Source organism: Sorangium sp. So ce1504, from assembly GCF_051521635.1.
In the GTDB taxonomy this organism is placed as follows: Bacteria; Myxococcota_A; Polyangia; order Polyangiales; family Polyangiaceae; genus Sorangium; species Sorangium cellulosum_B.
The window spans coordinates 9,629,796-9,655,021 of record NZ_CP150365.1 but is presented as its reverse complement, the minus strand read 5'-3'; the positions used below and the strand labels follow the sequence as shown (position 1 = coordinate 9,655,021).

General features: G+C 70.1%; 22 protein-coding genes. 4 read left to right on the top strand and 18 right to left on the bottom strand.

Features of this window, described 5'->3' with window-relative positions; genetic code table 11:
- Positions 1 to 33: 33 nt before the first annotated feature.
- The 9 genes from WMF39_RS36355 to WMF39_RS36315 form a co-directional block, all read right to left on the bottom strand.
- A complete protein-coding gene (locus WMF39_RS36355) occupies positions 34 to 504 on the bottom strand; it encodes a hypothetical protein (protein WP_437741065.1) in 471 nt (156 codons plus the stop codon).
- 94 nt (positions 505 to 598) lie between these two features.
- Positions 599 to 982 (bottom strand): DUF4150 domain-containing protein, encoded by a 384-nt coding sequence (locus WMF39_RS36350; RefSeq protein ID WP_437741064.1) that lies wholly within the window; start codon positions 980 to 982, stop codon positions 599 to 601.
- A gap of 6 nt (positions 983 to 988) precedes the next feature.
- The gene (locus WMF39_RS36345; protein ID WP_437741063.1) at positions 989 to 1,639 is read right to left on the bottom strand and encodes a DUF3540 domain-containing protein; all 651 of its coding nucleotides are present in this window, start codon (positions 1,637 to 1,639) and stop codon (positions 989 to 991) included.
- Between the two features lie 7 nt (positions 1,640 to 1,646).
- Positions 1,647 to 2,738 (bottom strand): pentapeptide repeat-containing protein, encoded by a 1,092-nt coding sequence (locus tag WMF39_RS36340; protein ID WP_437741062.1) that lies wholly within the window; start codon positions 2,736 to 2,738, stop codon positions 1,647 to 1,649.
- A 7-nt stretch (positions 2,739 to 2,745) separates the two neighbouring features.
- Positions 2,746 to 5,859 (bottom strand): DUF2169 domain-containing protein, encoded by a 3,114-nt coding sequence (locus WMF39_RS36335; protein WP_437741061.1) that lies wholly within the window; start codon positions 5,857 to 5,859, stop codon positions 2,746 to 2,748.
- Between the two features lie 81 nt (positions 5,860 to 5,940).
- Positions 5,941 to 8,358, bottom strand: coding sequence for a type VI secretion system Vgr family protein (locus WMF39_RS36330; protein ID WP_437741060.1), 2,418 nt, complete (start codon positions 8,356 to 8,358; stop codon positions 5,941 to 5,943).
- 255 nt (positions 8,359 to 8,613) lie between these two features.
- On the bottom strand, positions 8,614 to 9,447 hold the full coding sequence (locus WMF39_RS36325; protein WP_437741059.1) for a hypothetical protein: 834 nt from the start codon (positions 9,445 to 9,447) through the stop codon (positions 8,614 to 8,616).
- 1 nt (position 9,448) lies between these two features.
- Positions 9,449 to 9,913: an ABA4-like family protein gene (locus WMF39_RS36320; RefSeq protein WP_437741058.1), complete on the bottom strand. Its 465-nt coding sequence runs from the start codon at positions 9,911 to 9,913 to the stop codon at positions 9,449 to 9,451.
- A gap of 79 nt (positions 9,914 to 9,992) precedes the next feature.
- Complete coding sequence (locus tag WMF39_RS36315) at positions 9,993 to 10,757, bottom strand: TetR/AcrR family transcriptional regulator (RefSeq protein ID WP_437741057.1); 765 nt, start codon at positions 10,755 to 10,757, stop codon at positions 9,993 to 9,995.
- A gap of 183 nt (positions 10,758 to 10,940) precedes the next feature.
- Between WMF39_RS36315 and WMF39_RS36310 the strand changes: the two genes are divergently transcribed.
- A complete protein-coding gene (locus WMF39_RS36310) occupies positions 10,941 to 11,582 on the top strand; it encodes a Uma2 family endonuclease (protein WP_437741056.1) in 642 nt (213 codons plus the stop codon).
- Between the two features lie 55 nt (positions 11,583 to 11,637).
- Here the strand turns inward: WMF39_RS36310 and WMF39_RS36305 are convergent, their stop codons facing one another.
- The 9 genes from WMF39_RS36305 to WMF39_RS36265 all read right to left on the bottom strand — a co-directional run bounded on the left by WMF39_RS36305 (position 11,638) and on the right by WMF39_RS36265 (position 21,970).
- Entirely contained in the window at positions 11,638 to 12,597 is a 960-nt protein-coding gene (locus WMF39_RS36305; protein WP_437741055.1) for a hypothetical protein, read from the bottom strand.
- A 129-nt stretch (positions 12,598 to 12,726) separates the two neighbouring features.
- Positions 12,727 to 13,737 (bottom strand): UDP-glucuronic acid decarboxylase family protein, encoded by a 1,011-nt coding sequence (locus WMF39_RS36300; RefSeq protein WP_437741054.1) that lies wholly within the window; start codon positions 13,735 to 13,737, stop codon positions 12,727 to 12,729.
- On the bottom strand, positions 13,734 to 14,897 hold the full coding sequence (locus WMF39_RS36295) for a CgeB family protein (RefSeq protein WP_437741053.1): 1,164 nt from the start codon (positions 14,895 to 14,897) through the stop codon (positions 13,734 to 13,736). The genes WMF39_RS36300 and WMF39_RS36295 overlap by 4 nt, the downstream gene beginning before the upstream one ends.
- Positions 14,894 to 16,033, bottom strand: a complete 1,140-nt coding sequence (locus WMF39_RS36290) for a CgeB family protein (protein ID WP_437741052.1) — start codon at positions 16,031 to 16,033, stop codon at positions 14,894 to 14,896. Before WMF39_RS36290 ends, WMF39_RS36295 begins: the two co-directional genes overlap by 4 nt.
- Entirely contained in the window at positions 16,030 to 17,175 is a 1,146-nt protein-coding gene (locus WMF39_RS36285) for a CgeB family protein (RefSeq protein ID WP_437741051.1), read from the bottom strand. Before WMF39_RS36285 ends, WMF39_RS36290 begins: the two co-directional genes overlap by 4 nt.
- A complete protein-coding gene (locus WMF39_RS36280) occupies positions 17,166 to 18,431 on the bottom strand; it encodes a glycosyltransferase family 4 protein (RefSeq protein ID WP_437741050.1) in 1,266 nt (421 codons plus the stop codon). Before WMF39_RS36280 ends, WMF39_RS36285 begins: the two co-directional genes overlap by 10 nt.
- Entirely contained in the window at positions 18,424 to 19,725 is a 1,302-nt protein-coding gene (locus WMF39_RS36275; protein WP_437741049.1) for a TIGR04295 family B12-binding domain-containing radical SAM protein, read from the bottom strand. Before WMF39_RS36275 ends, WMF39_RS36280 begins: the two co-directional genes overlap by 8 nt.
- Entirely contained in the window at positions 19,722 to 20,855 is a 1,134-nt protein-coding gene (locus tag WMF39_RS36270) for an SDR family NAD(P)-dependent oxidoreductase (RefSeq protein ID WP_437741048.1), read from the bottom strand. Before WMF39_RS36270 ends, WMF39_RS36275 begins: the two co-directional genes overlap by 4 nt.
- A complete protein-coding gene (locus WMF39_RS36265) occupies positions 20,852 to 21,970 on the bottom strand; it encodes an NAD-dependent epimerase/dehydratase family protein (protein WP_437741047.1) in 1,119 nt (372 codons plus the stop codon). The genes WMF39_RS36270 and WMF39_RS36265 overlap by 4 nt, the downstream gene beginning before the upstream one ends.
- 612 nt (positions 21,971 to 22,582) lie before the next feature.
- Here WMF39_RS36265 and WMF39_RS36260 point away from each other — a divergent pair.
- The 3 genes from WMF39_RS36260 to WMF39_RS36250 all read left to right on the top strand — a co-directional run bounded on the left by WMF39_RS36260 (position 22,583) and on the right by WMF39_RS36250 (position 25,063).
- The gene (locus WMF39_RS36260) at positions 22,583 to 22,939 is read left to right on the top strand and encodes an antibiotic biosynthesis monooxygenase family protein (protein ID WP_437710456.1); all 357 of its coding nucleotides are present in this window, start codon (positions 22,583 to 22,585) and stop codon (positions 22,937 to 22,939) included.
- Between the two features lie 75 nt (positions 22,940 to 23,014).
- Positions 23,015 to 24,418 (top strand): selenium-binding protein SBP56-related protein, encoded by a 1,404-nt coding sequence (locus tag WMF39_RS36255; RefSeq protein ID WP_437741046.1) that lies wholly within the window; start codon positions 23,015 to 23,017, stop codon positions 24,416 to 24,418.
- Between the two features lie 6 nt (positions 24,419 to 24,424).
- Positions 24,425 to 25,063 (top strand): hypothetical protein, encoded by a 639-nt coding sequence (locus WMF39_RS36250; protein ID WP_437741045.1) that lies wholly within the window; start codon positions 24,425 to 24,427, stop codon positions 25,061 to 25,063.
- Positions 25,064 to 25,226 lie beyond the last annotated feature (163 nt).

Sequence of the window (25,226 nt, the reverse complement as noted above, 5' to 3'; positions counted from 1 at the left end):
CTGCGGCCGCGCCGCGCGCATCACACGAGCCCCTCAGCGAGCGTTGCAGGCGAAGACGTGCTCGATGGCGTCCACGCACATCTGCTCCGCGACCTCTCGGGTGACCCGAGCCAGCACCCGGAACCGCGTGAGCTCGGTCAGGGTCTGGTAGACGTTGACCTCGGCGATCACCTCTCCGTCGCCCGCGGCCTCGGCGCTGTAGAAGAGGCGGATCAGGTTGTTCGCCTTCGCCGGCACGCCCCGGAGCAGGAGGTGAAACTCGATGCTGGGGGTCTTCTCGCCCACGTCCTGCTCGATCCGGTAAGCGTGCCCTGACGAGGCGAGCTCACGGCCGATGGCCTCGAACGTGGGAACGAAGATGTCGGCCAGGATCCGCCGGAATTCATCAATGAACATCTGGCGCCGGTCCGGCGGGTTGGAGCCGTTCGTGCTCCGGGCCAGGCGATCGCCGTATTTCTTTTGAATGATCCCCAGGCGGATGCGGGTAGTTTCGTCGATGGCCACGTGGGTGTCCCTCAGCGGTCAGAGCAGAGCGGGATCTCGGGGCGCTCTCGCGGGCGGCTCTCGCGGGCGGCTCTCGCGGATGACCGAGCGGACGTCACTTGAGAATCAGAACCTTGGTCTGGCTCGGGACGATGGTCGTCGAGTTCGTATTGATCTGGTTCCCGAGGCCGTTGGCACTGAGCACCACCGCCGGTTTCCCCTGCCACAACGTGTTGCGAGAGAACCGGAGACGCCTCGCGGGGCCCATGTTGCGGCCGGAGATCACGCCGCCAAGGAGCCCGGGGTTGTCGCCGGAGGTGAGCGGAATGGTCGTCGCCAGGGTATGGACGGGAGCGGGCCCGATGCGCACTTTGTACGCGGGGGACGTCCCCATGGGCTTCGCCGCAAAGTTTGGAAACGGGACGGGGATGGTCGTCGGAAGACGGCAGACGTCCGGGATGCCAAAGTCCATTCCACCGCGCGATGTGATTGCAAACATGTTCGGTCACCCTACTTGGATCTGATCGGCGTCGATCTTCACGACGTGGCACGCGGTGATCTTGGCGTTCTCGCTGTGGATGACGAGGTTGCCCTTGGCCGCGTAGTCGATGCGCTCGGCGCGCACATGGTCAGCCTCTTCCACGATGCGGTAGGAGCGCTTCACCCTCTGCGACAGCCGTTCGAGCGCCGAGTCGAGGCTGCGGCCGATCAGCTTGGCCCGGTCGACCTCCCCGCGGGCCATCTTGCTGAGGAACGTGAACAGCTCCAGCGCGACGTGCCCCTCCTTGGCCTGGACACGGAAGGTCGATGCGGCCATCGAGAGGTCCTTGCCGGCTGCCACGTGTACACCTTCGGGCGCCGCGAGGCCCAGCGAGCCGCGCCGCAGACGAATCTGGAGATCTCCTTCGGAGACGAGGTGCGAGGGCGCGCCTTCCTCCCGCTCGAGAACGGCGAGGATGTAATGCGCGCCGTTCACGGCGGTGAGGAGCACCAGGTCTCCGGCGGCGGGCTCCAGCAGGCAGCTCGTCGCGCGCTTCGCGCGGACCTCGCCGCTCTCGGTCTCGACGATGTACGCGGAGCCATCGACGCGGAGCACGGCGCCGTGTTCGACGTGGGCTTCCCGCTGGGTTTGTCTCGCTCTTGCTGCGCTCTGCATGGTTTCCTCATGAGTGAGGGGTGCGTTGACTGCCGGCAGGCCTCCCAAGGACGTTGGCCTGCCAGTCTTCTGCTTCCTTGAGCTCCTGGTCGTCTCCGTGCGCCAGCGCCTTGCTCGGCGGCCAGATCGTGCCCTTGTCCGTCACGCGGTGCAGCCGCGCGCGCGACAGCGTCGCGTCGGAGAAGTCGGCGAACGACACGTCGGCGTGGGAGAAGTCCGCATGGCTCAGGTCTGCCCGGCAGAAGCGGGCGCCCGGGCAGCTCGCCCGGTGCCAGACGCTCATCTCGAGCCGCGCGCCCGAGAGGTTCGTGGCGCCCGCGCGCGCGTCGACGAAGAGCGCCTGGCTCAGGTCGGCCTGGGTGAGGCTCGCGTTCATCAGGATCGCTTCGACGAAGTCGGCCCGCTGGGCGACGGCGCCGTCCAGCCGAGCCCCGGTCAAGTCGGCGCCCTTGAAGCCGCATTGCGTCAGCGTGGCCCCTGAAAAGTCGCAGCCGCGCAGGTCGGCGCTCGTAAATTGCGTTCTGCTGAGGTCCATCCGCCGGAAGTCCTTGGGCCCCATCCGCACCTCGACCAGGATCGCTTCCACGAGGGTGATCCCCGTGAGAATGGCCTGGGACAGGTCCTGACGGAACAGGACGGCCCTGGTCAGGTTGGCCTGAGAGAAGTCCGTGCCCTCGAGCGTGACGCCAAACAGGGTGCCGTCGGTCAGGTCGGCCCGGACCAGTCGGGCGTTCTTGAGCTGGGCATGGTCGATGGTGGCCGACGAGAGGTCGGCTCCGGTCAGATCGGCCGATTCGAGGTCCACGGCCGAGACGCTCGCTCCAACCAGCGAGGCGCCGGCGAGCACGGCCCCCGCGAGCGTACAGTCCATGGCCGTGCCAAGGTGAAAATCCAGCCCCTTCAGGTTGGCTCCCGCGAGGTCACAGCGGTGAAAGATCGCCTCGCGCACCTTGACGCCGGTGAGGTTGGCGTTGGTGAAGCGGACATCTTCGAAGATCCCGCCGGAGAGGTCGAGCCCCGACAGGTCGAAGCCCGACAGGTCCAGCTCCGAAACGACCTCTTCTTGTTCGATCAGCTTGCACAGCGCTTCCCTGTCCATGCTCCCTCTAGGCCGGTATTACCCTGAGTCGCTTGAGGTTGGCGCCGGCAAAGCTCGTGTCGTCATCTCCAACCATTCGATCGGCGCATGCGCTGAACAGGTTGGCTTTCTCGAAGTTGGCCCCCTCGACGCACGCGCCGTTCATGATGCTCTGCCTCAGGTCGGCGGCGTAGAGCGACGCCCTGGTGAGGTTGGCGCGGGTCAGCATGGCTTCGGCGAGGTTCGCGCGATCGAGGCTCGCCTCCGTCAGGTCGGCCTCGTTGAGCAGCGCGCCGCGCAGGTCGGCGTCGGAGAGGTCGCTGCCGGCGAGGCTCGTCCCCATCAGGTTCGCGCCGGCGAGCGTCGCGCCGGAGAAGTCTGCGCCGGCGAAGGACGAGCCCATCACGCTCGTGAGGTCCTTTGCCATCACCTTTCGGAAGATGGCGCGGTCGCCCTGGGCGGCGATGAAGGTGGCGGAGCTCAGGTCGACGCCGGTGAAATCGACCTCGGTCACGTTCACCTCGTTGAAGGTGCACCCCGAGAGCCGCGCGCCCACGAGGCGCGCTCCCGTGAGGTCCACCTGCTGGAACATCGCCTCTTCCGCAACGACGTTCTCCAGGTTGGTGTCGCAGAAATTGGCCTCGGAGAGGTCGGCGCGCGAGAGATTGGCGCCGGACAGATCCGCTCCCCAGAGGTCCGCCTTGACGAGCACGGCCTCGCCGAAATCGACGCCTCCCGTGGCCTTCACGTCCCGCAGGCACGCCGAACCAAAGTTGGCGCCGTTGAGCCTGGCCTCCGAGAGATCCGCGGCCTCCAGGTTGGCTCGCGCCAGGACGGCTCCTGTGAGCTTCGCCTTTCGCAGGACGCTCCCGGTGAGAAAGGCCGACTCGAGCATGGCGCCCTCGAGGTCGATCCCCTCGAGGTCGAGGTGAGAGAGGTCGGCGCCCGTGAGGTCGCACCCTGCGAAGCTCCGCCCCTCCTTGTGCCCGGCCTCCACTTCGCGGCGAAGTCGCAGCGATTCTTCGCTGTCGAGGAGCGCGGGGGCCGCCAGGAGATGCGCGAGCCGCGGCCCGTCTTCGCCCAGCTCGGCGAAAGACGAAGCCCTGTCGTCCAGATCCTCCGCAGACGCGAAGCCCTCGTCGTCCGCAGGCTCACCGCCCCAGGCCTCGTCCTCGGGCAGGGCGTGGGCAGCCTCGGGCGCCTCGTCGGGGAGGTGGAATGTGTCGTCGAGGTCCTCGTCAGCGGCGGCCTGGGTCTCGTCCTCGAAGGCTTGCCAATCCAGCGACGACACCAGCTCTTCGGTCTTCTCCGGCGTGAAGCCCTCGCTCGTCAGCGACCGCCGCATGCGCTCGCGGACCTCCGACATCCTGATCTCGCTCGGACGCTCGGCGTCGTTCTGACGCGCCTTCGCCAACAAGGCACCGACGTCGACCCCGTGCGCCGTCAGCCCGCTGCCGAGCTTGCCCTCGACCAGGCGGACCACGGCCTCTTCGGATCCTTCCGGGTCATCGAGGGACTCGAGGTCGTCGGAGGGCTCTTCCTGGGCGAGGTGCGCATCAGGATCGATGCCATGGTCTCGCAGCTGCTTCTTGCCCCATTCCGTGAGCGCTTCCTGCGCGCGAAGCGCTTCGGCCTCCTCGGGGTCGTCTTCCAGGGCGGGCGTCGTCGCCGAGGCTGCAAACGCGAGCGCCTCCGTGTCCGCCTCGTGGTTCACCCCTGTGTCCGCCTGGGACCACGCGGGGCTCTCCTCTTCCTCCGTCTCCGTGCCCTCCGGGAAGTCCGTGGCTGGCTCCGCCTCGTCCTCGTCGGCCGCGGCGACGAGGTGCTCGGCGTCAGTCCCCGCCTCGGCGAGCTCGGCCTCGGTCGCCTCGACGTCCTGGTCCCCCTCGAACTCGGCCTCGGCCGCTTCGACGTCGGGGTCCTCCGCTGCTCCCGCCTCGTGGACACCGGCGGTGACGACACCGGCGCCGGCCGCGGCTCTGGCCGCGCGCTTGACGGATCGAGCCGGAGTGCCTCCCAGAAACCCCTCCCGCCTGAGCTTCGACGCGAGTCCGGAGAGCGTGTCATCGGGCAGCGGCGGCGCCTCCGGATCTTCGGGCTCGGGCATGAGCACGTCGTCCTGGTCATCCGGGAGATCGTTGCTCGGAAGGCCAAGCCGGGGGATCAGGTAATCGTGGTAATAGGCGACGGGCCTGGGCGCATCCATGGCTTCGCAGGCAACCAGCACCGCCACCACGTCGTCCGCGTCGTCCTCGGAGATCTCGATGCCGCCGCGGAAGAGGACGACCCCGCGCTCGCGGTGCGGGAACAGACGCACCGTGTCGAGCTTCATCGCGGGCTCGTGGATCTCCACACCGTCGCTCGTCTTGAGGACGACGAAGCATCGACTTGCAACCCCGGGGAGGGCGCCTTCGATCCGGGGCTTGTCGGGGTGCATGTTCTCGACCACGAAGGCCTCGTCGCCCCGGAAAACCCCGTCGATCTGCTGATCTTCCGGGGCCATGTTGAACAGCGTCGGGTCCAGATCCCGCGCAAGACCAGGGAAGCACTCGTCGCGCCACGCCGCGTCGTAGGTGCCGATCTTGGAGAACCGCTGGGGCCACGTCAGGTCGTAGCCGTCGAGGCCGGCGGGCGTCGGGCAGTCGCTGCGCGCGTGGATGAGGTGCTTGGGCGACTCGATGTTGGGGAGCGCCGCGCTCTTGTCGCCGTGGCCTTTGCCCAGCGGGTTCCTCGCGAAATCCTTCCCGCCAAAGGCGTTTCGCCAGGTGACGGGCATCTCGGTGAAGGGCGCCGGGTCCGACATGCCGAGCATCCCCCACGTCCGGTCGCCGATGACGTAGAGGCTCTTGTTGATGGGTCCGAGCTGGACGCGGACCGAGCTCGCGGGGCGGGCGACGCGCCCCGGCGGATAGCAGCGGCCCGTGACGAGGAGCTCGCCCCGGGTCTTGGGGTTGAACTCGTCGAGGAGGCCGTCCTCGCCGAGCTCCTCCATGGCCATCTTCCAGACCGTGGGCTCATAGAGCAGCCGGGCCGGCCGGTCGTAGGAGAAGCCGACGAAGGTGGTGACCACGAGGTGCGGGGTGCGCTGGTGCATGAAGACCCTCGGCACCACCCCGAGGCGCATGGGCTTGACGATTTTCATCCGACGGACTCCAGGGGGCGGGCTCGATGGGTCGTTCGGCTCGGCGCTCGGCGCGAGCCTGTTCCGCAAGCAGCAGGTGAATTACTGGATGAGGTGCAGCTGCCCCTTGTGGAAGCCGAGCTGGTATTGAATGCGATACAGCTCGACGCTATGCTTGAGCCCCTTCGCGTTGACCTCCGCGAACGTCACTTTCTTTATTTCTTTGGGGGCATATTTGTACGCCAGCCCGTTGATTCTCTCGGTCTTGGTCCCCTTGATGATCTCGATGCGCGACCCGATGGTGGTTTTGTAGAGCCCGGTGATGGTGCTCTCGGCGGGGCCATTGACAGTGCTTTGCTTCGGCCCGTGAAGTGTGAGTTTGACTGGGCCAAAGACCTCGGCGGTGGTACCACCCCTGATCGTCTTCCTGATTCCCCCCGCGTGAACGTGGGTCGTTCGCCCTGCGTAAAAGTTGCCGGTGGCGTGACCCCGGATGTCGGCACGTCGCGGGCCGTTGATATCGACCTCGCTGGTGCCGTTGACCGTCGTCTGGCTCGACACGTGGATCGTCGTCTCTCGCCCGTTGAAGAAAGTGCTCTTGTCGCTGCCCTGGATATGGGTGTTACGCCTCCCAAAGACGCGCAAGCTGCTGTTGCCCCTGATGGTCGCGACGCGATCGCCCACGAGCATGAACGTGTCGTCGCCCCCGATCCTCGTGGTACGATCCTTCGTGATGGTGGTCTTTCGGTTGCCGCGGAGGATCGTCTTCTCATTGCCGAGGATGGTCGTGTGGCGATAGCCCAAGATCACGTTCTGTGCGTATCCAGCGATGAAGCTCCCGGCGTACCCCCCGACGGCGCTCAAGCTGAAGCCCCCGATCACGCTCTCGGAGATGCCCACGGTGATCGCCGTTCGGTTGCCAGTCACGATGTTCTCGGAGCTGCCTCCGATCCACACATAAGCGTGGCCTTGCGACTTGACCTCATACGACGCGCCGCCGTTGGGCGCCCCCATCCGGAGGTAGGTGTTGTCATAAGGCGTCGACAGCGTGACCCGCTCTTGCCCGGCCTGGTCTTCGAGCTCGAGCCGGTTCCGCCCGCCCGTCTGGATCACGTTCCGCGTGTTGTTCCCCGACGTGACCGGGCTCGGCGTGAGCGCGTTGGGCGCGACGCCGACGATGGCCGGCCGGTCGGGATCGCCCCCCTCGAAGGCGCACATGACCTCGACGCCGGCGCGCAGCGGGAAGTGGAAGCCCTCGATGCCGCCGCCATGGGGCTGGAGCATCCGGACCCAGGTCGACGCCTTCCCACCGCTCAGGTCGCTCTCGTCGAAGAGGAACTTGATCCGGTAGCGACCATGGCTGTCGATCTGCGCGTACTCGCTGACCGCCGCGCCCTCGACGACCGCGATCTCGGTGCCGTAGATGCGCGGCCACTCGGTGACCTGCGGCGCGCGGAACTGCGTCGTCACGGGGATGGCCCTGGCCTCCATGCGGTAGTTCTCGGTCCACGTCGCGAAGTCGCGGAGCTCGGGCATGTCCGGGGCCTGGTTGGACCAGTGCTCGACCTCGATGGTCAGGTACTTCGTGTTGAACGCGGCCCGCGGGTGGTCCTCGATCTCGAAGGTGAACCCGGGGACCACCGTCGCCGCCTTGCCCATCGCCTGGTAGACGACGCCGGTCGCGGCGAGGCTCTCGGCCTTGATCCGCGCCAGCCGCGCCCCGTCGCCCGACGAGAAGAACCGCGCGCCGTACAGGCTGACCTCGCCGAAGCCATTGGGGCTGACCGACGCCTGCCCGGTGACCGGTACGGCCGGCGTGGCGTAGTTGTAGTCCTTGAGGCGGACCGTGCCGGGCATGGCGTCATGCCGGCAGGTGAAGGCGTGGAACGTGTCCTTCGCGGTGTTGGCGCCGCCTGGCTGCGGGAAATAACGAATGGGCTTGCCGCCATGGGGCTGATGGGCCGACTTGTCATCGACCAGCACCAGCGTCTCGCCGCCCTCCCCGTGCTCGAAGTGATAATAGATGCCTTCGCGCTCCATCCACCGGGCGACGAAGGCATAGTCGGTCTCGCGGTACTGACAGACGTGCTCTTCGGCGGTGTAGGAGCCCTGGAGCTGGAGCGCGCAGTCCGTGACGCCGCCCTTCTGAAGGACGGCTTGAAGGATCGCCGGGATGGCCTGCGCGGTGAAGACACGGCTGTGAAACGACATGGCGAGCAGGGCGAGGCGCGGGACCATGGTGGCCCGGAAGACGGACCGGCCGGCGAATTCGTTGATGAGCTCGATGCTGCCGAGGACGCCGCTCCGAAGGAAGGGCTCGCCGCCGTCGCTCCGCTCCAGGGAGATGCTCACCGGCTGCCCCACGGCCGCCGCCATATCGAAGCTCTGGCCGACGTCGTTCGTCATCACCAGGTAGAGCTCGAAGCGATAGGGCCTCGAGATGCCCTCGGTGCCGTGAAAAGCTACGAGCTTGGTGGAAGAGGGCAGGGCGCTTGATTGGACGACGAAATTGTCAGGCATGGCGAGCCTCGCGGGTGGGAAACAGCGGCAGGCGCAGACGCGCTGGAGAGCCTAGACGGAATTTGTGTCAGTTGTGTGGCGTGGCGCCTGCTTGTTGTTGTCCGTCGGTGACGATGAAGTGACGGATTCATTGCAGGCGCCGTCGTCCGGTCGATGACGTCCCGCTCGCGCCCATCGTTATGCGCCATCGTCGGCGGTCCGCGCCGGCTCGCCTCTTTGACCCCAGCCGCGCAGGATCGCCGTCCGCTCGGCGCGCTACATCCGGATCAGCGGTCGCCCTGCGAGGGCCGTCAGGAAGAGCGCCAGCGCGACGGCGCCGTAGCCGATGCCGAACGCGACCACCCATCCCACTGCCCGCCGCGTGCGCGGCCCCGACCCCGGCGCCCGCGCCGACAGCCAGTACCCGACCAGCGGGACGGCTTGCAGCGCGTGCATCCCGAAGAAGTGGGCTATGCGCAGGTCGCCTCCTCGCGTGCTCCAGTTGACGGCGGGGAGCCCGGGCCCGCCGTCGGCGACGCCGACGCTGTGCGCGTTGTACGTCGACATGAAGCCGCCTTCCGCGCAGGCCAGCAGGAACAGCAGGAGACCCAGCCGGATGCCCCAGAGATACGGGGCCGGCAGCGGAGGTCGCGTCGCCCAGAACCTGGTCGCGAGGTACGCCGCGAGCGCCGTGTTCACCAGGATGGCGATGCCCATGAGCGCGAACACCGCCCCGTCGAACAGCGTCGATTGATTGAAGTGCGACGCCACGCCCCGCGCCGCCTGTGCGGTGATCGCGATCATCTCGAAGCTCACCATCGCCACCGTGCCCCAGACGACGGCCCTCCGGCCTCGCGGCGGCAGCGCGACATCGCCGACGAGCCAGTTGATCGTCAGGAGGTAGATGGCGATCGAGGCGGCGAATTTCGCGGGCTTGATCCACGGGTTCACCCCCATCACGAGGCGCGCGTCGAGCGGGGCGGCGGCGAGCAGCACGACGAGCAGCGCGACGTGGGCGGCCGCCGCCATGAACAGGACGGGGCTTCGCCGGAGGAGCTCCTCGATCGAGCGAGGCAGCGAGAGCGAGGGGCTCAGCGAGCGGGCGCTCATGTCAGGCCTCCCCGGCGCGGCGCGGAGCCGCGGTCGTGACGACGGCGCGCGGCGATCGAGCGACGATCGCGCGGACGGCGAGGTAGAGCGAGAACCCCATCGGCCCGAGCATCAGCGTCAGATAGAGCACCGGCGCCATGAGCCACGGCGAGATGTCGCGATCGCGGCTGTCGAGGTACACCCACCGGCCCACGAAGAGATCGAAGGCGAGGAAGTGAACCCAGCCGATCGTGGCGCCCGCGGGCGAGCCGAGCAGCGGGGCGACCGCCGCGAGGCTCGGCTGGTTGACGATCGGGAACACCTCGCGGATGACCGGCAGGACGAGCGCCGTGTAGAGCAGCGCGGGCGCTGCGACCACGAGCGGCGACTCCATGATCCGCCGCGTCCATCGAGAGCGGGGCAGAAAAACCATCAGGAACCAGAACGGCATCACGAGGAAGCCGCTCAGTCCAAAGACCCTATCCATCATACCCTCCACCGGCTGCTGGTTGTAACGACGAAACTATTCGTAACAGTGTTAACTTTGCGGGAAAAAAAGAGAGCGATCAGGGGCGCAGGCCTCGGACCATCATCTTCATGGCGATCTCCAGGGTCCGGTCGACGTCGTCGGCCGTGAAGCGGCCGCGATCGGCCAGGCCGAGGGCGGTGATCCCGTGGACCAGGGCCCAGACCACCTGGCTGTGGCGCTCCACGTCGCCGCGCTGCATCGCGCCGGCGTCCATCGCGGACGCGACCGCGTCTTGCAGCACGTTGAACGAATCGATCATCGGCTGTTGCCGCGCTTTCCGCTGGTCGAAGACGAAGTCGAAGCGCTGCATGAACATCAGCCGGTAGTGCACCGGGTTGTCCATGCCGAAGCGAACGTACGCGGCGCCGAGCGCCACGAGCCGCTCGATCGGGTCCGCCGTGCTCTCGGCGGCGGCGACGAGCGCCCGCTGGAACTCGGTGAAGCCGTCGTGAACGATGGCGAACAGGAGATCGTCCTTGTCCTCGTAATAGCGGTAGATCGTCGTCGCCGAGTAGCCGATGCGCTCGGCCACCTGGCGCATCGAGAACGCCTCGTAACCCTGCTCCAGAAACAGCTCGCCCGCCGCCGCCAGGATGGCGCCCCGCAGGTTCTCCTTCTGCTGCTCGCGGCGCTGCTGGCTCGACGCCTGCAGGCGCTCCGCCTGGGTCGTGCCGCTGGTCTTCGTGGTCTTCGGGCGCGCGCTCGCCATGTCCGTGTCGCCTGGCCTCCGGGCGGCGCAGCCGCCGCCATCGTCGTACGTAACGGTGTTACTTTTTATAACGATGGCATCGTCTGCCGTCAAGGATCTCTTCATCGAGCGCGTTGCGGTGGTCTCCCGGGCCTCTCGGGCCCGCCGTCATCCCCTGCCAGCCCTCATGCCTCGCGCCTCGCCGAGGCGCGGCGGAGGCATGCGCGCGCCTGGTGGGAGCAGCGGCGGGCCGCCCTCGCGGTACACCCCTTGCGGCAGGCGTGATAGGCTCTGTTCATGGTCCAGGCCGCGGCTCGTTCACCCGCACCCGCGTCAGGCCGGCGGATGTCGCTCGTCGAGTGGGCGGCCCTGCCCGAGGATGAGCCGGGCGAGCTCGTGGACGGGTTGCTCGTGGAGGAAGAGGTGTCCGGCTACGTTCACGAGGTCGTGGTCGGCTGGTTGATCCACATGCTCCGCGCCTGGATCACCCCCCGCGGCGGGCTGGTGGGCGGCTCGGACGCGAAATTCGCGGTGAAGCCGCAGCGGGGCCGGAAGCCGGACGTGACCGTCTTTTTCCCCGGGAACCGGAGGCCACCAGCGCGGGGGCTCGTGCGTATCCCGCCCGATATCGCCGTCGAGGTCGTCTCTCCCACGCCGAGCGACGGGCGCCGCGATCGTGTCGAGAAGCTCCGCGAATATGCCGCCTTCGGGGTGCGCTGGTACTGGATCGTCGATCCGCAGCTCCGGAGCATCGAGGTCCTCGAGCTCGGGGCGGATGGGCGCTACGCGCACGCGCTCGACGCGACCGATGGGAGCATCGATGTGCCTGGATGCGAAGGGCTCCGGCTGGATCTCGATGCGTTGTGGGGGGAAGTCGATTTGCTCGGCGCCGAGGAGGGCGAAGCGCCGGAGGAAGACCAGGAGAGCTTGCCGCGGTAGCCTGCCGGCGGCGCCTCACGGCGCCGCCCTACGTCAGCTCGCCTCGCCGGTGCGGTCAGTTGATGGGCACGAACTCCACACACGCCTCTTCGATCGCCGCGAAGGCGTTCGTGAGGCCGTCCTCGAGGTGCCCTTCGCACAGATCCCAGAAGAAGCCACGGCCGTCGGCGGCGAACAGGTCCACGAGCTCCTGCATGTCCTCGGCCTCTTGCGCGCTCCCATATTCGCCCTCGCACTCCCGCCTCCCGGCGATGCCGAGGAACACCACGTTCTTCGCGTCGCCCTTCGCGGCGACCAGCCGATCGTGGATCTGCTGCGGCGTCTGGCGCGGGACGGGCTGCTCGTCCTCGTCGGTGATCGCCACCACCACGAGCAGGGCGTCGTTGCGGAGGAACCCCGCGTTCTCGGCGGTCGAGAACGGCGGCTCCAGCGCGGCGGCGACGGAGGACGCGGGCTGCTCGTCGTCGCTGTCGCCGGTGCACTCGACGTCGTCCCCATAGAGATCTGCAGCGCACTGGAACTCGCTCGTGAGCGCGGTGCTCGTGCTCTCCATCCACGCCTTGCCGCTCTGGAACGAGCACTCGCCCGCGGCGCCGCGCGTGTGGAAGGTGGCGGGAAGGGGGCAGGCGTCCATCACGGCCGCGCGGAAGTCGAGAATGCTATCGATATTGAGCAACGCCTGCGCGAACGCCGGGAACACGACGTCGCGCATCGTTGCCTTCTCCTCATCCATGCTCGAGGAGTTGTCGAGCGCGAACACGACATCGACGTGCTCGCACCCCGAGGAGGCCGCGCCGCTGCCTCCTCCCCCGCTGGTCCCGCTGCCGGACCCGCTGCCGGACCCGACCCCCTCGCCGAAGGAACCCCCTTGGCCGCTCGAGCCACTCCCCTGCCCGCTGCCCGCGCCCGAGCCGCCCGGCGAACCGCTGGTATCGCTCGTGCCCGAGTCCCCGCCGCAGCCCACGAGACCCACCGTCGCCGCGCAGAGCGCCGCGCACCATGCCCTGAGATCCATGCCGCTCTCCTTCGCTCTAAGTTAAGGGCGCAGTGCCCCTGCCGTTCGCCGCACGGCCCTGTGCGACAATCGGGCGTCAGAGAGCTGACGGTATCACGAGCGCCGCAGCGACTCTACGGTCGGCTCGGCTCAGCCGTTCGCCGCACGGGGCAACGGTGCGTCATCGTCCGACACCGGGAGCCCAGGTGCGCGATGGCCCAGCCCGAGCGCGCTCCGGAAACCCTCGATCGTGCGGCGCAGACCCGTGCGCAACGGCACCTTCGGCTCGAACCCGAGCACCCGCCGCGCGCGGTCGATCACCGGCTGCCGCTGCCTCGGATCGTCCTCGGGCAGCGGACGGAACACCACCCGACCCCGGCTCCCGGTCAGGTGGAGCACCTCCTCGGCGAGCTCAAGCACCGTGAACTCCTCGGGATTGCCCAGGTTCACCGGGCCCGTCTCGGCCGGGTGCTCCATCAGCCGGACGATCCCGTCGATGAGGTCCTCCACGTAGCAGAAGCTCCGTGTCTGGGAGCCATCGCCGTACACTGTGAGATCCTCACCCCGGAGCGCCTGCACGATGAAGTTCGACACCACCCGACCGTCATCGAGCGCCATCCGCGGACCGTACGTGTTGAAGATCCGCGCCAGGCGTACTTCGACCCCGCGACGGCGGTGGAAGTCCATCATCAGCGACTCGGCGCAGCGCTTCCCCTCGTCATAACAGGAGCGGATCCCGATCGGGTTCACCGCGCCCCGGTAGCCCTCCGGCTGCGGGTGGACCTCGGGATCGCCGTAGACCTCGCTGGTCGACGCCTGGAAGACCCGCGCCCCGCAGCCCTCGGCGAGCTCCAGCGCGTGGAGCGCGCCGAGCACGTTGACCATCGTGGTCCGGACCGGATCGCGCTGGTAATGCGGCGGGCTCGCCGGCGAGGCGAGGTTGTAGATGCGGTCGACCTCCCGCTCGTACGGCTGCATGACGTCGTGCTCCACCAGCCGGAAGCGCCGGTGAGAGAGGAGATGGGCGACATTGTCCCGGGAGCCCGTCGAGAGATCGTCGAGCGCGACGACCTCGTGGCCCTCCCGGATCAGCCGATCACACAGGTGGGAGCCGACGAATCCGGCGCCCCCGGTCACCAGGATGCGGAGCGCTGCGCTCATGTCTCTCTGACCTCCTCTCCAGGTCGACTCCCCACGTCGACGTCATCGTCCCCGGTCTCCCGGGCGCTCCGGCGCTCCGGCGCGCCCTGCTCGTCGAGCAGCTCCCGGGTGTATCTCTCCAGCGCCTCGGCGCGGTGCGCCGCGGTGTGTCGGGCGAGCACGCGCTCGCGCGCCCGCTGGCCGATCGCGATCCGCTCCCGCTCGGGGAGCTCGCGGATCAGGTGGAGGACCTCCTCCGGGGAGCGGGCGACCAGGATCTCCTTGCCCGGCTCGAAGAGCTCGTCGAGGCCCGGCCAGTCGTCGCTGATCACCGGCACGCCGCAGGCCGCCGCCTCGAAGAGGCGCACGCTCGGCGAGTACCCCGCCTCGATCATGTCCCGGCGGGTGACGTTGAGCGTGAAGCGCTGCGCGCCGTAAAAGCCGCGGTGCGCGCCCGGCGGGACGTGATCCGTGCGCTCGACGTTGGTGGGCCAGCCGATGTCCGCCGGGTACTGCGGGCCGGCGACCACGAAGCGACCGCGCCCCCAGCGGCGCGCCGGCGCGACCAGGAGCCGGTCCAGCGTGGGCTGGCGATCGGCGCTGTACGTGCCGAGGTAGCCGAGATCCCACCGGGGCGGCGCGCGCTCCGGGAAATAGTCGTCCGGATCCACCGCGCAGTAGAGCGGTCGCGCGCGCTTCGCCCCGTGGCGGCGCTCGAGCCGCTCGAGCGTCGGGCCGCCGGTGAACGAGAGGTACAGGTCGTACCGCGGGATCAGCGCCGGAGACAGGTACCCGGCGCCGCCCCGCTCGATCTGCTTGAGCGTCACCGGCGTGTCGATGTCGTAGAACGCGGTCTTCCCGCGCGCCGTCTCCGTCACCCAGGCGCCGACCTCGGCGCCGTCGGGCACGTAGGACCCGACGACCACCAGGTCCGCGTCGCGCACCGCGCCCCCGAAGCGCGCGCGGAGATCGTCGAGATCCCGGTAGAGCTCGGTCCGGCCGTAGGGCGGGCTCGGGAGATCGCGGTTCTCGGCGTAAAACGAGAGGTCCCGCTCCAGGAACAGCACGCTGTGCCCCCGCTGGGCCAGCCGCCTGAGCAGCCCGCGGTACGTCGTCGCGTGGCCGTTGCCCCACGACGAGGTGATCGACAGGCCCAGGAAGACGAAGGAGATGGGCTTCACGGCGGCGCGATCGCGGTGAGGGTTGCGCCGTCGGGGCGGGCCAGCAGGGCCTCGACCTGCCTCGCGCGCTCGGCGTAGGTGTGCCCCGCGAGCACGCGCTGCTTCGCCGCCCTGCCGATGGCGCGGGCCCGCTCGTGCGTGAGCGCCCGGAGGATCTCCACGACGTCGTCGCCGCTCCTGGCGACCAGCACCTCGCGCCCGGGCTCGAGGAAGAGCTCGATCCCCTCCCACGCGTCCGTGACGAGGCACGCGGCCGCGCCCGCGGCCTCGAAGACCCGGGTCGCCGGGGAGAAGCCGACCGACGCCATGCTGTCGCGGGCCACGTTCAGCACCGCGCGGGCGCTGGCGTTGAAGGCGTTGTGATCCGCCGTGTAGACGTGCCCGACGTACCGGACGTTCGGGGGCATCCCCTTGTCCTGCCAGCCGCTGCCGCCAAGGAGGAACCGGAGCCCGGGGAGCGCGGCCGCGGGCCGCAGGAAGAACTCCTCCACGCGCCGCTCCCGGTCCGGCAGGCGGTTGGCGAGCAGCGCAAAATCGCAATGAAATCGAGGGTCTGGCGCGACCTCGAAGTGGGTCTCGGGGTCGAGCGCGTTGTAGATCGGCGCGCAGCGCCGCGCGCCGAGCGCCTCGTAGCCGCGCACCACCGGGTCGCCGCCGCCGTAGGTGAAGACCAGGTTGTAGCGCGGGATCTGCGCGCGGAAGGGATCCGACGGCGCGGCGCGGACCCGCTCCAGCGTGGCCGGGGCGTCGACGTCCCAGAAGATCGTGGTGAGGCCCGGCCGATCGAGCGCGGCGACCTCGGCCTCGAGCAGCTCGTCGAAGACGCCGACGCCGCTGGCCTTGACGACCACGTCGGCGCTCCGGGCCTGCTCGACGAGCCGCCTGGGCTCCGCGGGGTCGGCGCCGGAATAGACGACGACGCGGGCCCACGGCGGGTCCTCGATGTCGCGGTGCTTCTGGCGATCGTAGGCGTCCGGCTCGTGGAAGGTGATGCGGTGCCCTCGCGCCGCGAGGGCGCGGAGGATGCCGCGGTAGTAGGTGGCGGCTCCGTTCCAGTAGGCGGAGACGAGGCTCGATCCGAAGAAGGCGATGTCGAGCGATCGGCTCGCGGTCGGGCGTGGGTTGCGTCGGTTCATGACGTGGCTCGCTGGGGTGTGGCGGCGGGCGCGGGGCGGTCGACCTCGACGCCGAGCTCGGCGGCGATGGCGAGGAGCTCGTCGACCCGGTGGGCGCACGTGTGGCGCGCGAGGATCGTCGCGCGCCCCCGCTCCGCCAGCTCGGCGGCCAGGGCGGGCTCGGCGAGGAGGGCCGCGAGGTGCTGCTTCATCTCGTCGCCGTCCCGGGCGACGAGGTAGTCGCGGCCGGGCGAGAACAGCCCCTCCGCGTCGCTCCACGGCGAGCAGACGAGCGGGATGGCGCAGGCCATGGCCTCGAACGGCCGGATGGTCGGGATCCCCGGGAGCGAGGCGACGTAGGGCCTCCTCGGGACGTGGACTGTCACCCTTGCCCGCGCGAACGCCTCGGGAGCGCGGTAGTTGGGGAGCCAGCCCCGGTGCTCGATCCCGGCCGCGTCGAGCGCGGCGCGGGCGTGGTCGGGGTAACGCACCCCGTGCACGCGGGCGGAGAGGCCGAGATCGCGCGCCGGGCCGATCAGGAACGCGTCGAGCTCGCGGGTGCGCTCCTCGTCGCCCCAGTTGCCGATCCACACGAGATCGCGCTCCGGCCGGGCCCCGCGGCGCGGGCGGAACACGCGGACGTCCGCTGCCTCGTGCCAGACGAAGGCCCGGCGGGCCCAGCGGCGCGCGAGGTAGAGGTCGCGGATCACCCGGCCGAAGGCGAGGACGCCGTCGTAGCGGGTGAGGTCGTAGCGGGCCATGGCCCCGGGATCCGTGACCGACCGGTGGTGTGTGTCGTGGAAGAGCAGCCGGTACGACGCGCGTGCCGCGCGTGTCCGATGCGCGCCGACGCGGGCGACCAGCTCGGGCTCGCTCCACTCGTGGACGATGACGAGCGAGGTGCCCTCGAGCGCCTCGTCCAGGTCGAGCGAGGCAAGGTCGTACCGGATCGGATCGACGCGCGGGTAGACCTCCCTCACCTCGCGCAGGGGCGCCTCGCCGTGATCGGCGACGAGGTTCTGGAGGCTCCAGGCGTCCCTCGGCTCGAAGGCGCGGACCTCGTGCCCGCGCTCGGCGAGCTCGGTGACCACGCCGCGGAGGAAGTGCGCGTTCCCGTGGTTCCAGTCGGAGAGCAGGGAGTGGCAGAACAGGGCTATGCGCATGGCGCGCTCGCCTTCTTCACGGGGGGCGCGGCCGCCATGCCCGAGGTCCCGCGCAGCTCGAGCCTCTCGGCCGCCCCGCGCGCCGGCGCGTGCTCCCCCCTCGACGGCGGGCGCTCTTCGCTGGGCCCGCGACCGAGGAGCTCGCCGTAGAGGCGCAGGTAGCCCCGGGCCATCCGCCGCGGCGAGAAGCCGAGGGCGCGGGCGCGGGCGCGCGTGGCCATCTCGCGCCGCGCGCCGGGCGCGTCGATGAGCGCCCGGAGCGCGCGCCGGAGGGCCTCCGTGTCGCCGGGATCCACGTAGAGGGCCGCGTCCTCCCAGACCTCGCGCAGGCTGGGGATGTCGCCCAGGACGAGGGCGCACCCGGAGAGCGCCGCCTCCAGGACCGACAGGCCGAACGGCTCGTAGCGGGCCGGGTGAGCGTAGATCGACGCGCGGCCGAGCGCGGCGGCGACGGCGGACGGCGAGAGCACGCCGAGGTGTCCGAGCGAGGGGAGGGGCGAGGGGAGGGGCGAGGGGAGGGGTGTCGCGCCCGCGCCCCCGCCGGGGCGGACGTCGCTCCCGGCCACCTGGATCGGCCAGGGCAGGTGAGGGGCCACCTCGCCGAGCGCCTCGATGTTCTTGGCCTGGTCCCAGAGCCGCCCCACGGCGAGGACGAGCTCCTCCTTGGGGCGCGGGGCGAACCGCGCGGGGTCGGCGGCGTTGGGGATCACCTCCGCCCGCGCGCCCCCGGGGAGCGGGCCGTGGTGGCGCAGGAGGGCGTCGAGCATCGCCCGGGTCGGGGCCACCACAGCCGACGCGGCGGCGAGCCCCCGGGCCACCTCGCGCCGGTAGCGATCGTACCGCGGCGGCGCCTCCCCGCCGAGGACCGCGGCCCACCAGGAGAGGACGCACGAGTGGGCCACAACGAGCTTCGGGGCGCGGAAGCCGAGGGCGCCGTGCGCATAGCCGTTGAGGTGGATGAGCGCCGGGCGGACGCGCTCCTCGAGCTCGAGGAGCCAGTCCCCGGCGCGCGCGACGTCGTCCCAGGGGTCCTCCATCCACTCGAGCCGGAAGGAGCTCTCGAAGACGGCGAGCCCGGGCACGCGGCCCGCGGCCTCGCGCTGGGGCGCGGAGAGCGGCCCCCCCAGGGTGGCGAGCGACGTCCGGATCCCGCGCGCCGCGAGCGCGCGCGCGAGCTCGATCGCGTAGGAGAAGACGCCCCCCACCGTGTCGGCGGTCATCAGGACGGAGCCGGGGGCGCGCGCGGCGTCAGCCATGGCCGGGGGGCGCGATCTCCAGCGCGGAGAGCGGGAGAGGGCGGCTGTCCTGGAGGTCGCTGAAGCGATCGAACCGATCGAGGTAGTGCGCGACCGAGCGCTCCCATGCCTCGTCGTCGGGGGTGCCCCAGCGCATCGTGTACTCGGGCGAGCCCGGGTAAGGGAACATCGGCACCGGCTCGTTCGCCCACACGCCGTGCTGCTGGAGCCGCTCCCGGAAGGCGGCGACGTCCGCGGGATCGTCGGTCGGCGACTGGATCAGGTTCGCCTGGACGAAGGGGACGCTCTTCTTGGCGTGGATCAGGAGATCGCCGAGCTGCTCGGTCGAGAGCCTGCAGCGCTTGGCCAGGAGGCTCCTTCCCTCCCGGGTGATGCTCTCCACCCCTGCCTCGATCGAGACGCACCCCGCTCTCCCGAGCAGATCGAGCATCTCCCGGCTCCAGTTGTCGACGCGCATCTGGACGCCGAACGACACCGGGCGATCGACGAGCGCCTCGAGCAGCGGGCGATCCGGCAGGAAGATCTCGTCGATGAAATAGACGTAACGAACCCCCTGGGCGACGAGCCCGTCGATCTCGTCGAGGAGCACCTCGAGGGGGCGCTTGCGGTAGCCGTCGCGGAAGTTGTCCTTCGCGCAGAAGGTGCAGTGGTAGGGGCACCCTCTCGACGCCTCGACCTCGGCGCCGGGGCCGATCGGCGTGGTGTCGAAGCGGTGGTGGTGGTGGGCGTGGCGCGCCACCGTGGCCTCGTCCCAGCGGAGGGCCGGCAGCCGGGCCATGTCCGACGCGCGCGGGCCGCCCTGCACGCGCGCCTCGTCGCCTTCCAGCCAGGCGATCGCGTCGATCTCGCCCCAGCGCGATCGCGGGCGATCGGCGAGCTCCACCAGCACGTCCTCGCACTCGCCCATCACCACGGCGTCGACCCCGAGCTTGCGCAGGGTGGCGCGGGGGGTGGTGGAGGCGTGGGGGCCCACCGCGAGCCGGAGCCCTGGCAGCCCGTGGAGCGCGTGGAGCGCCTGCTGCGGGACGCGGAGCTCGGGCGGGGCGCAGCGCCAGAAGAGGTAGCTCGGCGCGGTGGTCACCACGATCGCGTCGGCGCGGAGCGCGGCCACCTCGTCGCGGAGGGCGCCGTCGGCGAGGCCCCGGGCCTGGGCGTCGACGAGGGTCGCCTCGTGCCCCGCGGCCTCGAGCAGCGCCCTGGCGTAACCGTATTCGAGGGGCAGGTGAGGCTCGCGGCAGCCGAAATAGATGCTCCCCTCGAAGCTCCAGGCCGGGTTGACGAGCGCGAACCTCACCGGACGCCCCCCGCGCACGGCTCCTTCGCGGGCTGGCCGACGCCGGCGGCCTTCGCGGCGCCGGTCGCCTCCGTCATCTCCCGCAGCCAGCCGTGCAGCCTGCGCACCCCCTCGCGGACCCGGACGCGCGGCCACCACCCCGTGGCCGCGGAGAGCCGGCGGCAGTCGGAGACGTAGTACCGCTGATCGCCCGGCCGCCACCCCTCGAAGCCGATCAGGGGGCGCTTGCCGTCGAGCTCCTCGATGAGATCGAGCAGCTCGAGCAGGCTGAGGGTGTTCTCCGGGCCCCCGCCGACGTTGAACGCCGACGCCGAGATCTGCCGGATGTCCCTGCGGGCGAGGAGGAGCGCGTCGACGAGGTCGTCGATGAAGAGCACGTCCCGGACCTGCATCCCGTCGCCATAAAGGGTGATCGGCTCCCGCCGGAGCGCCTGGAGGAGGAAATGCGCGACCCACCCCTGGTCCTCGGTCCCGAACTGGCGAGGACCGTAGATACAGCTCATCCGGAACACCGCCGCGGGGAGCCCGAAGGTGCGGGCATAATCGATGACGTACTGGTCCGCCGCGCCCTTGGAGCAGCCGTAGGGGCTGTGGAAATCGAGCGGGCGGGCCTCGGAGACGCCGGAGGCCCGGAGCTCCGGATCCGCGGGCTCGTAGCGCCGGCCGCTGCACGAGAGCGGGACGTCGGGGAGGCCGCCGTACACCTTGTTGGTGGACGTGAGCAGGAGCGGCGGCGGGGCGCTCTCGGCGCGGATCGCCTCGAGCACATTGAGCGTCCCGCGGGCGTTGATCTCGAAGTCTTCCACCGGCTGGACGAGGCTCGTCGTCACGGCCACCTGGGCGGCGAAGTGGAAGACGCTGGAGGCGCGCCGGACGGCGGCCGCGACAGCGCGGGCGTCCCTCACGTCGCCGGTGATCAGCGTGACGCGGTCGCCGTGGGTGCGCCTCAACCACTCGACGTTGCGCGCCACCGAGGGGCGGGAGAGGTTGTCGAAGAGGATCACCGTCTCTCCCGCCTGGAGCAGGCGGTGGGCCAGGTTGGCCCCGATGAAGCCGGCGCCGCCGGTGATCAGCGCCGGGCGCCCCGGCGCTGCGGTCGCGCCGCCCGGGCCATCCGCCGCGGCGCTCATACCGTCAGCCCCCTGGATTCCAGCTCGGCGCGGGCCTGGGCGACAGCGTCCTTCGCCACCTGCCCCTCGAGCCAGTCGGCGAGATCGCGGAGCCCCTCCTCGAGCGAGACCCGGGGCGCATACCCGATCTTCTGCTGCGCCGCGCCGATGTCGGCGAAGCAGTGCCGGACGTCGCCCAGCCGGGATTTCCCGACGATCTCGGGCTCGATACCGCTCTTCCCCATCACCTCGCGGACGCGCTCGGCGACCTCGCGCACGGTGTACGACCGCCCGCTGCCGATGTTGAGCACCTGGCCCACCGCGGCGTCGGCGCCGAGGGCCCGGACGCAGGCGCGGGCGACGTCGGTGACGCTCACGAGATCGCGCCGCTGCAGCCCGTCCTCGAAGATCACGGGCGGACGGTCGTTGAGGAGCCTCGCGGCGAAGATGGCGAGGACGCCGGTGTACGGGTTGGAGAGGGCCTGGCGGCGGCCGTAGACGTTGAAGAAGCGGAGGGCGACGGTCGGGATCTGGTACGCGCGCCCGATCATCAGGCAGAGCCGCTCCTGGTCGTACTTGGAGAGCGCATAGACCGACTCGAGCGACGGGGGCTTGGACTCGGGCGTCGGGATGGGCACGAGCGCCTCGCCCGCCTCGCTCCGGACCTCCCAGTCGCCGCGCTTGAGCTGCTCGAGCGGCCGGCTCGCGCCGGGGACCACCGCGCCGGAGGCCGCCCGGTACAGCCCCTCGCCATACACGCTCATGCTGGAGGCGACGAGCAGCCTCGAGACCGGCTTCGCGGCGAGCTCCTCGAGGAGCACGGCGGTGCCGACGTTGTTGATCGAGGTGTACTCCGCGATCTTGTACATGCTCTGTCCGACACCGACCGCGGACGCGAAGTGGACAACCGCGTCCACGCCGCGGAGCGCCGATTTCACCGCGTCCCGGTCGCGGACATCGCCGACGATGAGCTCGACCTCCGGGTCGAGGTAGGCCGGGCGGCCGCGGTCGGGGCCGTGCACCTGAGGGACCAGGCTGTCGAGCGCCCGGACGCGGACCCCCTGGCGCAGGAGCTCGTCGGCCACGTGAGATCCGATGAACCCCGCTCCACCGGTGATGAGGACGTGACTCGTCATATCCCTCTGGTTCGATGATCAGCGCGCGGCGGAGGCGCCGCGAGCCCGGGCGGAACAGGCGAAGCGAGCGAAGCCAGATGAGGCCGGAGGACGAGGTTCCCTTGTGATGACATCGTGCTCCGGCGGATCGCTGCGCGTCGTGTTCGGCTCCGTTCGTTGCAAACAGGGCATGATCGTTGCCCCGGACGCCATCCGAGTACCATGCGACTCACGATCACGCAACACGGTTTGTGAGGTATTCAACAAGGGCCCGCTCCGTGCGATTCTCCGTGCTCCGCTGAGGAATGCTCGAGTCTGGCGAGCCCATAAGGGCTTTCCCGTCTGTCTTCCGGGCCAGTCTGTACCGTTCGAGTGCGAGAGATCCGCTGACGTCGGAGCGGTTAGGGTGAATCCGTAGCGATGGTTCTGATCGGTTGCGTGTCGCCAGCGGCATTGCGTTGAGCTCCGAGGGATTCTCAGGCATTCTGCCGGCGTGCGAGCGGCGCCAGCGCGGGAGCGCGCGAGCGGCGCCAGCGCCGCGCGGCCCCGGCCGGGCACAGGCGCTGCCAAGCTTGCCGCCGCCCGCAGGCCTCCCGTACGATCGAGAAGCAAGAAGCAAGAAGGAGAGGAGCGATGATCGTCGTTACCAACCGCATCCCCGTCGCCGAGGGCCACGAGGCCGATTTCGAGGATCGCTTCAAGAACAGGGTCCACCTGGTCGATCAGGCGCCCGGCTTCATCCGGAACGAGGTCCACAGGCCGAAGCCGATGAAGCTGGACCACGCGACCGGCGCGTGGAGCCCGGACCCGGACGCGCAGGGGTTCTACGAGGTGAAGACCTGGTGGCGGTCCATGGACGATTTCATCGCCTGGACGAGGAGCCCCGCGTTCGCGGAGGCGCACCGGAACCGCGCGCCGAAGGAGATGTTCGCGGGCCCGAGCAAGCTCGATATCCACGAGGTGTTCCTCAGCACCGATCTGCCGGGGTAGGCTCGGAGCGCGCCGGTCCTCGCCGGCGGCGCCTGGAACAACACGCGAACGCCCAGAACCAAGGAGACGCAGCGCATGCGGTTTCGTCCGGATCCCACCTTTTACCCGTCGCCGCGCCTGGCGATGGAGGCGCCGCCCGAGCGGCTGGCCTACGTGACCGCGCTCGACGCGGGCGCCGCGCTGAAGCGCCCGGGCGAGCTGCGCCATGACGCGCTCACGGTCGTCGATCTCGATCCGAGGTCGCCGGCGTATGGCACCCTGGTCTCGGTCAACGAGCTGCCGACCTACGGCGACGAGCTGCACCATTCCGGCTGGAACGCGTGCAGCGCCGCCCTGTGCCCCTACGCGCCGCACCCCCACGTCGAGCGCCGCTTCCTCCTGCTGCCGGCGCTCCGCTCATCGAACATCTTCGTCTTCGACGTCAAGCCGGACCCGCGCCGCCCCGAGCTCGTCCACACGGTGCGCGCCGAGGAGATCGCGAAGCGGGCCGGCTACTCTCGCCCGCACACGCTGCACTGCGGCCCCGACGGCATCTACGTGAGCGCGCTCGGCGGCCCTGACGGCGACGGGCCCGGGGGCATCTTCGTGCTCGACTGCGAGAGCTTCGATGTGCTCGGCCGATGGGAGATCGATCGCGGGCCGCAGTTCCTCCACTACGACTTCTGGTGGCACCTCGGCCACGACACCCTCCTCACGAGCGAGTGGGGGACGCCGAAGATGATCGAGGACGGCGTGAATCCGGAGCTCCTGCTCGGCAAGAAGTACGGTCACCGCGTTCATGTATGGGACCTGCGGAAACGCAAGCACCTCCAGGCGCTGGATCTGGGCGATGAGCACCAGATGGCGCTGGAGCTCCGCCCCGCCCACGACCCGACCAAGGCCTATGGCTTCGTCGGCGTCGTCGTGAGCGTCAAGGATCTCTCCGCCTCGATCTGGCTCTGGCATCGCGACGGCGACCGGTGGGCGATCCGCAAGGTGATCGAGGTGCCGGCCGAGCCCGCGGATCCCGACCTCTTGCCGCCGCTGCTCAAGGGCTTCAAGGCGGTGCCGCCGCTGATCACCGACATCAACCTCTCCCTCGACGACCGGTTCCTCTACGTGTCGTGCTGGGGCACGGGCGAGCTCCGCCAGTACGATGTATCGGATCCGTTCCACCCGAAGCTGGTTGGCTCGGTGCACCTCGGCGGCATCGTGCGACGGGCGGCGCATCCCCGCTCCGGGCCGCTGCGGGGCGCGCCGCAGATGGTCGAGGTGAGCCGCGACGGCCGGCGCGTCTACTTCACCAACTCGCTTTATGCGTCGTGGGACGAGCAGTTCTATCCCGAGGGAGTCGGCGGCTGGATGGCCAAGGTCGATGTGGCGGCGGGCGGGGGCATCTCGGTCGATCCCGAGTTCTTCGTCGATTTTGGCTCGCTGCGCCCTCACCAGGTGCGGCTCGAGGGGGGCGACGCGTCGTCCGACTCGTTCTGCTATCCCTAGCCGGCCATGATGCCCTGGCTCACGCTGGCGCTCCTCGGCGCCTATCACGGCATCAACCCTGGCATGGGCTGGCTGTTCGCGGTCGCCCTGGGCCTGCAGGAGAAGAGCAGCGGCGCGGTGCGGCGGGCGCTCGTCCCGATCGCGCTCGGCCACGCGGCGTCGATCGGCCTCACGGTCGCGCTGCTCGGGGTCGGGCTCGCGAGTGTCCCCGCCGCGGCGCTGCGGTGGCTCACGGCGGCCGCGCTTGTCGCGTTCGGCGTGCTCAAGCTGGTGAGGCCGCGCCACCCGAGGTGGGTCGGGATGCGCGTCGGCTTCCTCGACCTGACCTGGTGGTCCTTCCTGATGGCCACCGCGCACGGCGCGGGGCTCATGCTGCTCCCGGTCTTCCTGCTCGGCGCCGAAAGCCCCGCTCCGTGCCACGGCGGTGGGTGCCACAACGCGGCTGGCCTGTCGCTCGCGAGCCCGCTGGGCTACCTCGCCGCGGTCCTCGTCCACACGGCCGCCATGATGGGGGCGGCGGCCGCGGTCGCGCTCGTTGTCTATCACAAGCTCGGCGTCGCCATCCTTCGCACCGCCTGGTTCAACCTCGATCGGGCCTGGGCCGTCGCGCTCATCGGGGCCGGCGTCATCGCCGTGCTGCTCTGACGTCCAGGCCGTTGTGACGGGCGGCGGCCTGGCTGCCGAGCTCGCCCGCACCTCGACACCCCCAAGGGTCGACGGCGGCCCGCCTGCGCACCGCTGCGCCGCCGAGCGGCCTGCCGCTTGAACGCGAGCCGCCTCGTGTACTACGAGGCCGGCCGGGCGCGCT

What these genes read in the sequence shown, in the direction of transcription:
- WMF39_RS36310 (WP_437741056.1), top strand. Translation starts at nt 10,941, where the DNA reads ATGGTCCAGGCCGCGGCTCGTTCACCCGCACCCGCGTCAGGCCGGCGG.
- WMF39_RS36340 (WP_437741062.1), bottom strand. Translation starts at nt 2,738, where the DNA reads ATGGACAGGGAAGCGCTGTGCAAGCTGATCGAACAAGAAGAGGTCGTT.
- WMF39_RS36305 (WP_437741055.1), bottom strand. Translation starts at nt 12,597, where the DNA reads ATGGATCTCAGGGCATGGTGCGCGGCGCTCTGCGCGGCGACGGTGGGT.
- WMF39_RS36320 (WP_437741058.1), bottom strand. Translation starts at nt 9,913, where the DNA reads ATGGATAGGGTCTTTGGACTGAGCGGCTTCCTCGTGATGCCGTTCTGG.
- WMF39_RS36250 (WP_437741045.1), top strand. Translation starts at nt 24,425, where the DNA reads ATGATGCCCTGGCTCACGCTGGCGCTCCTCGGCGCCTATCACGGCATC.
- WMF39_RS36330 (WP_437741060.1), bottom strand. Translation starts at nt 8,358, where the DNA reads ATGCCTGACAATTTCGTCGTCCAATCAAGCGCCCTGCCCTCTTCCACC.
- WMF39_RS36265 (WP_437741047.1), bottom strand. Translation starts at nt 21,970, where the DNA reads ATGACGAGTCACGTCCTCATCACCGGTGGAGCGGGGTTCATCGGATCT.
- WMF39_RS36325 (WP_437741059.1), bottom strand. Translation starts at nt 9,447, where the DNA reads ATGAGCGCCCGCTCGCTGAGCCCCTCGCTCTCGCTGCCTCGCTCGATC.
- WMF39_RS36280 (WP_437741050.1), bottom strand. Translation starts at nt 18,431, where the DNA reads ATGGCTGACGCCGCGCGCGCCCCCGGCTCCGTCCTGATGACCGCCGAC.
- WMF39_RS36290 (WP_437741052.1), bottom strand. Translation starts at nt 16,033, where the DNA reads ATGAACCGACGCAACCCACGCCCGACCGCGAGCCGATCGCTCGACATC.
- WMF39_RS36255 (WP_437741046.1), top strand. Translation starts at nt 23,015, where the DNA reads ATGCGGTTTCGTCCGGATCCCACCTTTTACCCGTCGCCGCGCCTGGCG.
- WMF39_RS36285 (WP_437741051.1), bottom strand. Translation starts at nt 17,175, where the DNA reads ATGCGCATAGCCCTGTTCTGCCACTCCCTGCTCTCCGACTGGAACCAC.
- WMF39_RS36260 (WP_437710456.1), top strand. Translation starts at nt 22,583, where the DNA reads ATGATCGTCGTTACCAACCGCATCCCCGTCGCCGAGGGCCACGAGGCC.
- WMF39_RS36350 (WP_437741064.1), bottom strand. Translation starts at nt 982, where the DNA reads ATGTTTGCAATCACATCGCGCGGTGGAATGGACTTTGGCATCCCGGAC.
- WMF39_RS36345 (WP_437741063.1), bottom strand. Translation starts at nt 1,639, where the DNA reads ATGCAGAGCGCAGCAAGAGCGAGACAAACCCAGCGGGAAGCCCACGTC.
- WMF39_RS36335 (WP_437741061.1), bottom strand. Translation starts at nt 5,859, where the DNA reads ATGAAAATCGTCAAGCCCATGCGCCTCGGGGTGGTGCCGAGGGTCTTC.
- WMF39_RS36300 (WP_437741054.1), bottom strand. Translation starts at nt 13,737, where the DNA reads ATGAGCGCAGCGCTCCGCATCCTGGTGACCGGGGGCGCCGGATTCGTC.
- WMF39_RS36270 (WP_437741048.1), bottom strand. Translation starts at nt 20,855, where the DNA reads ATGAGCGCCGCGGCGGATGGCCCGGGCGGCGCGACCGCAGCGCCGGGG.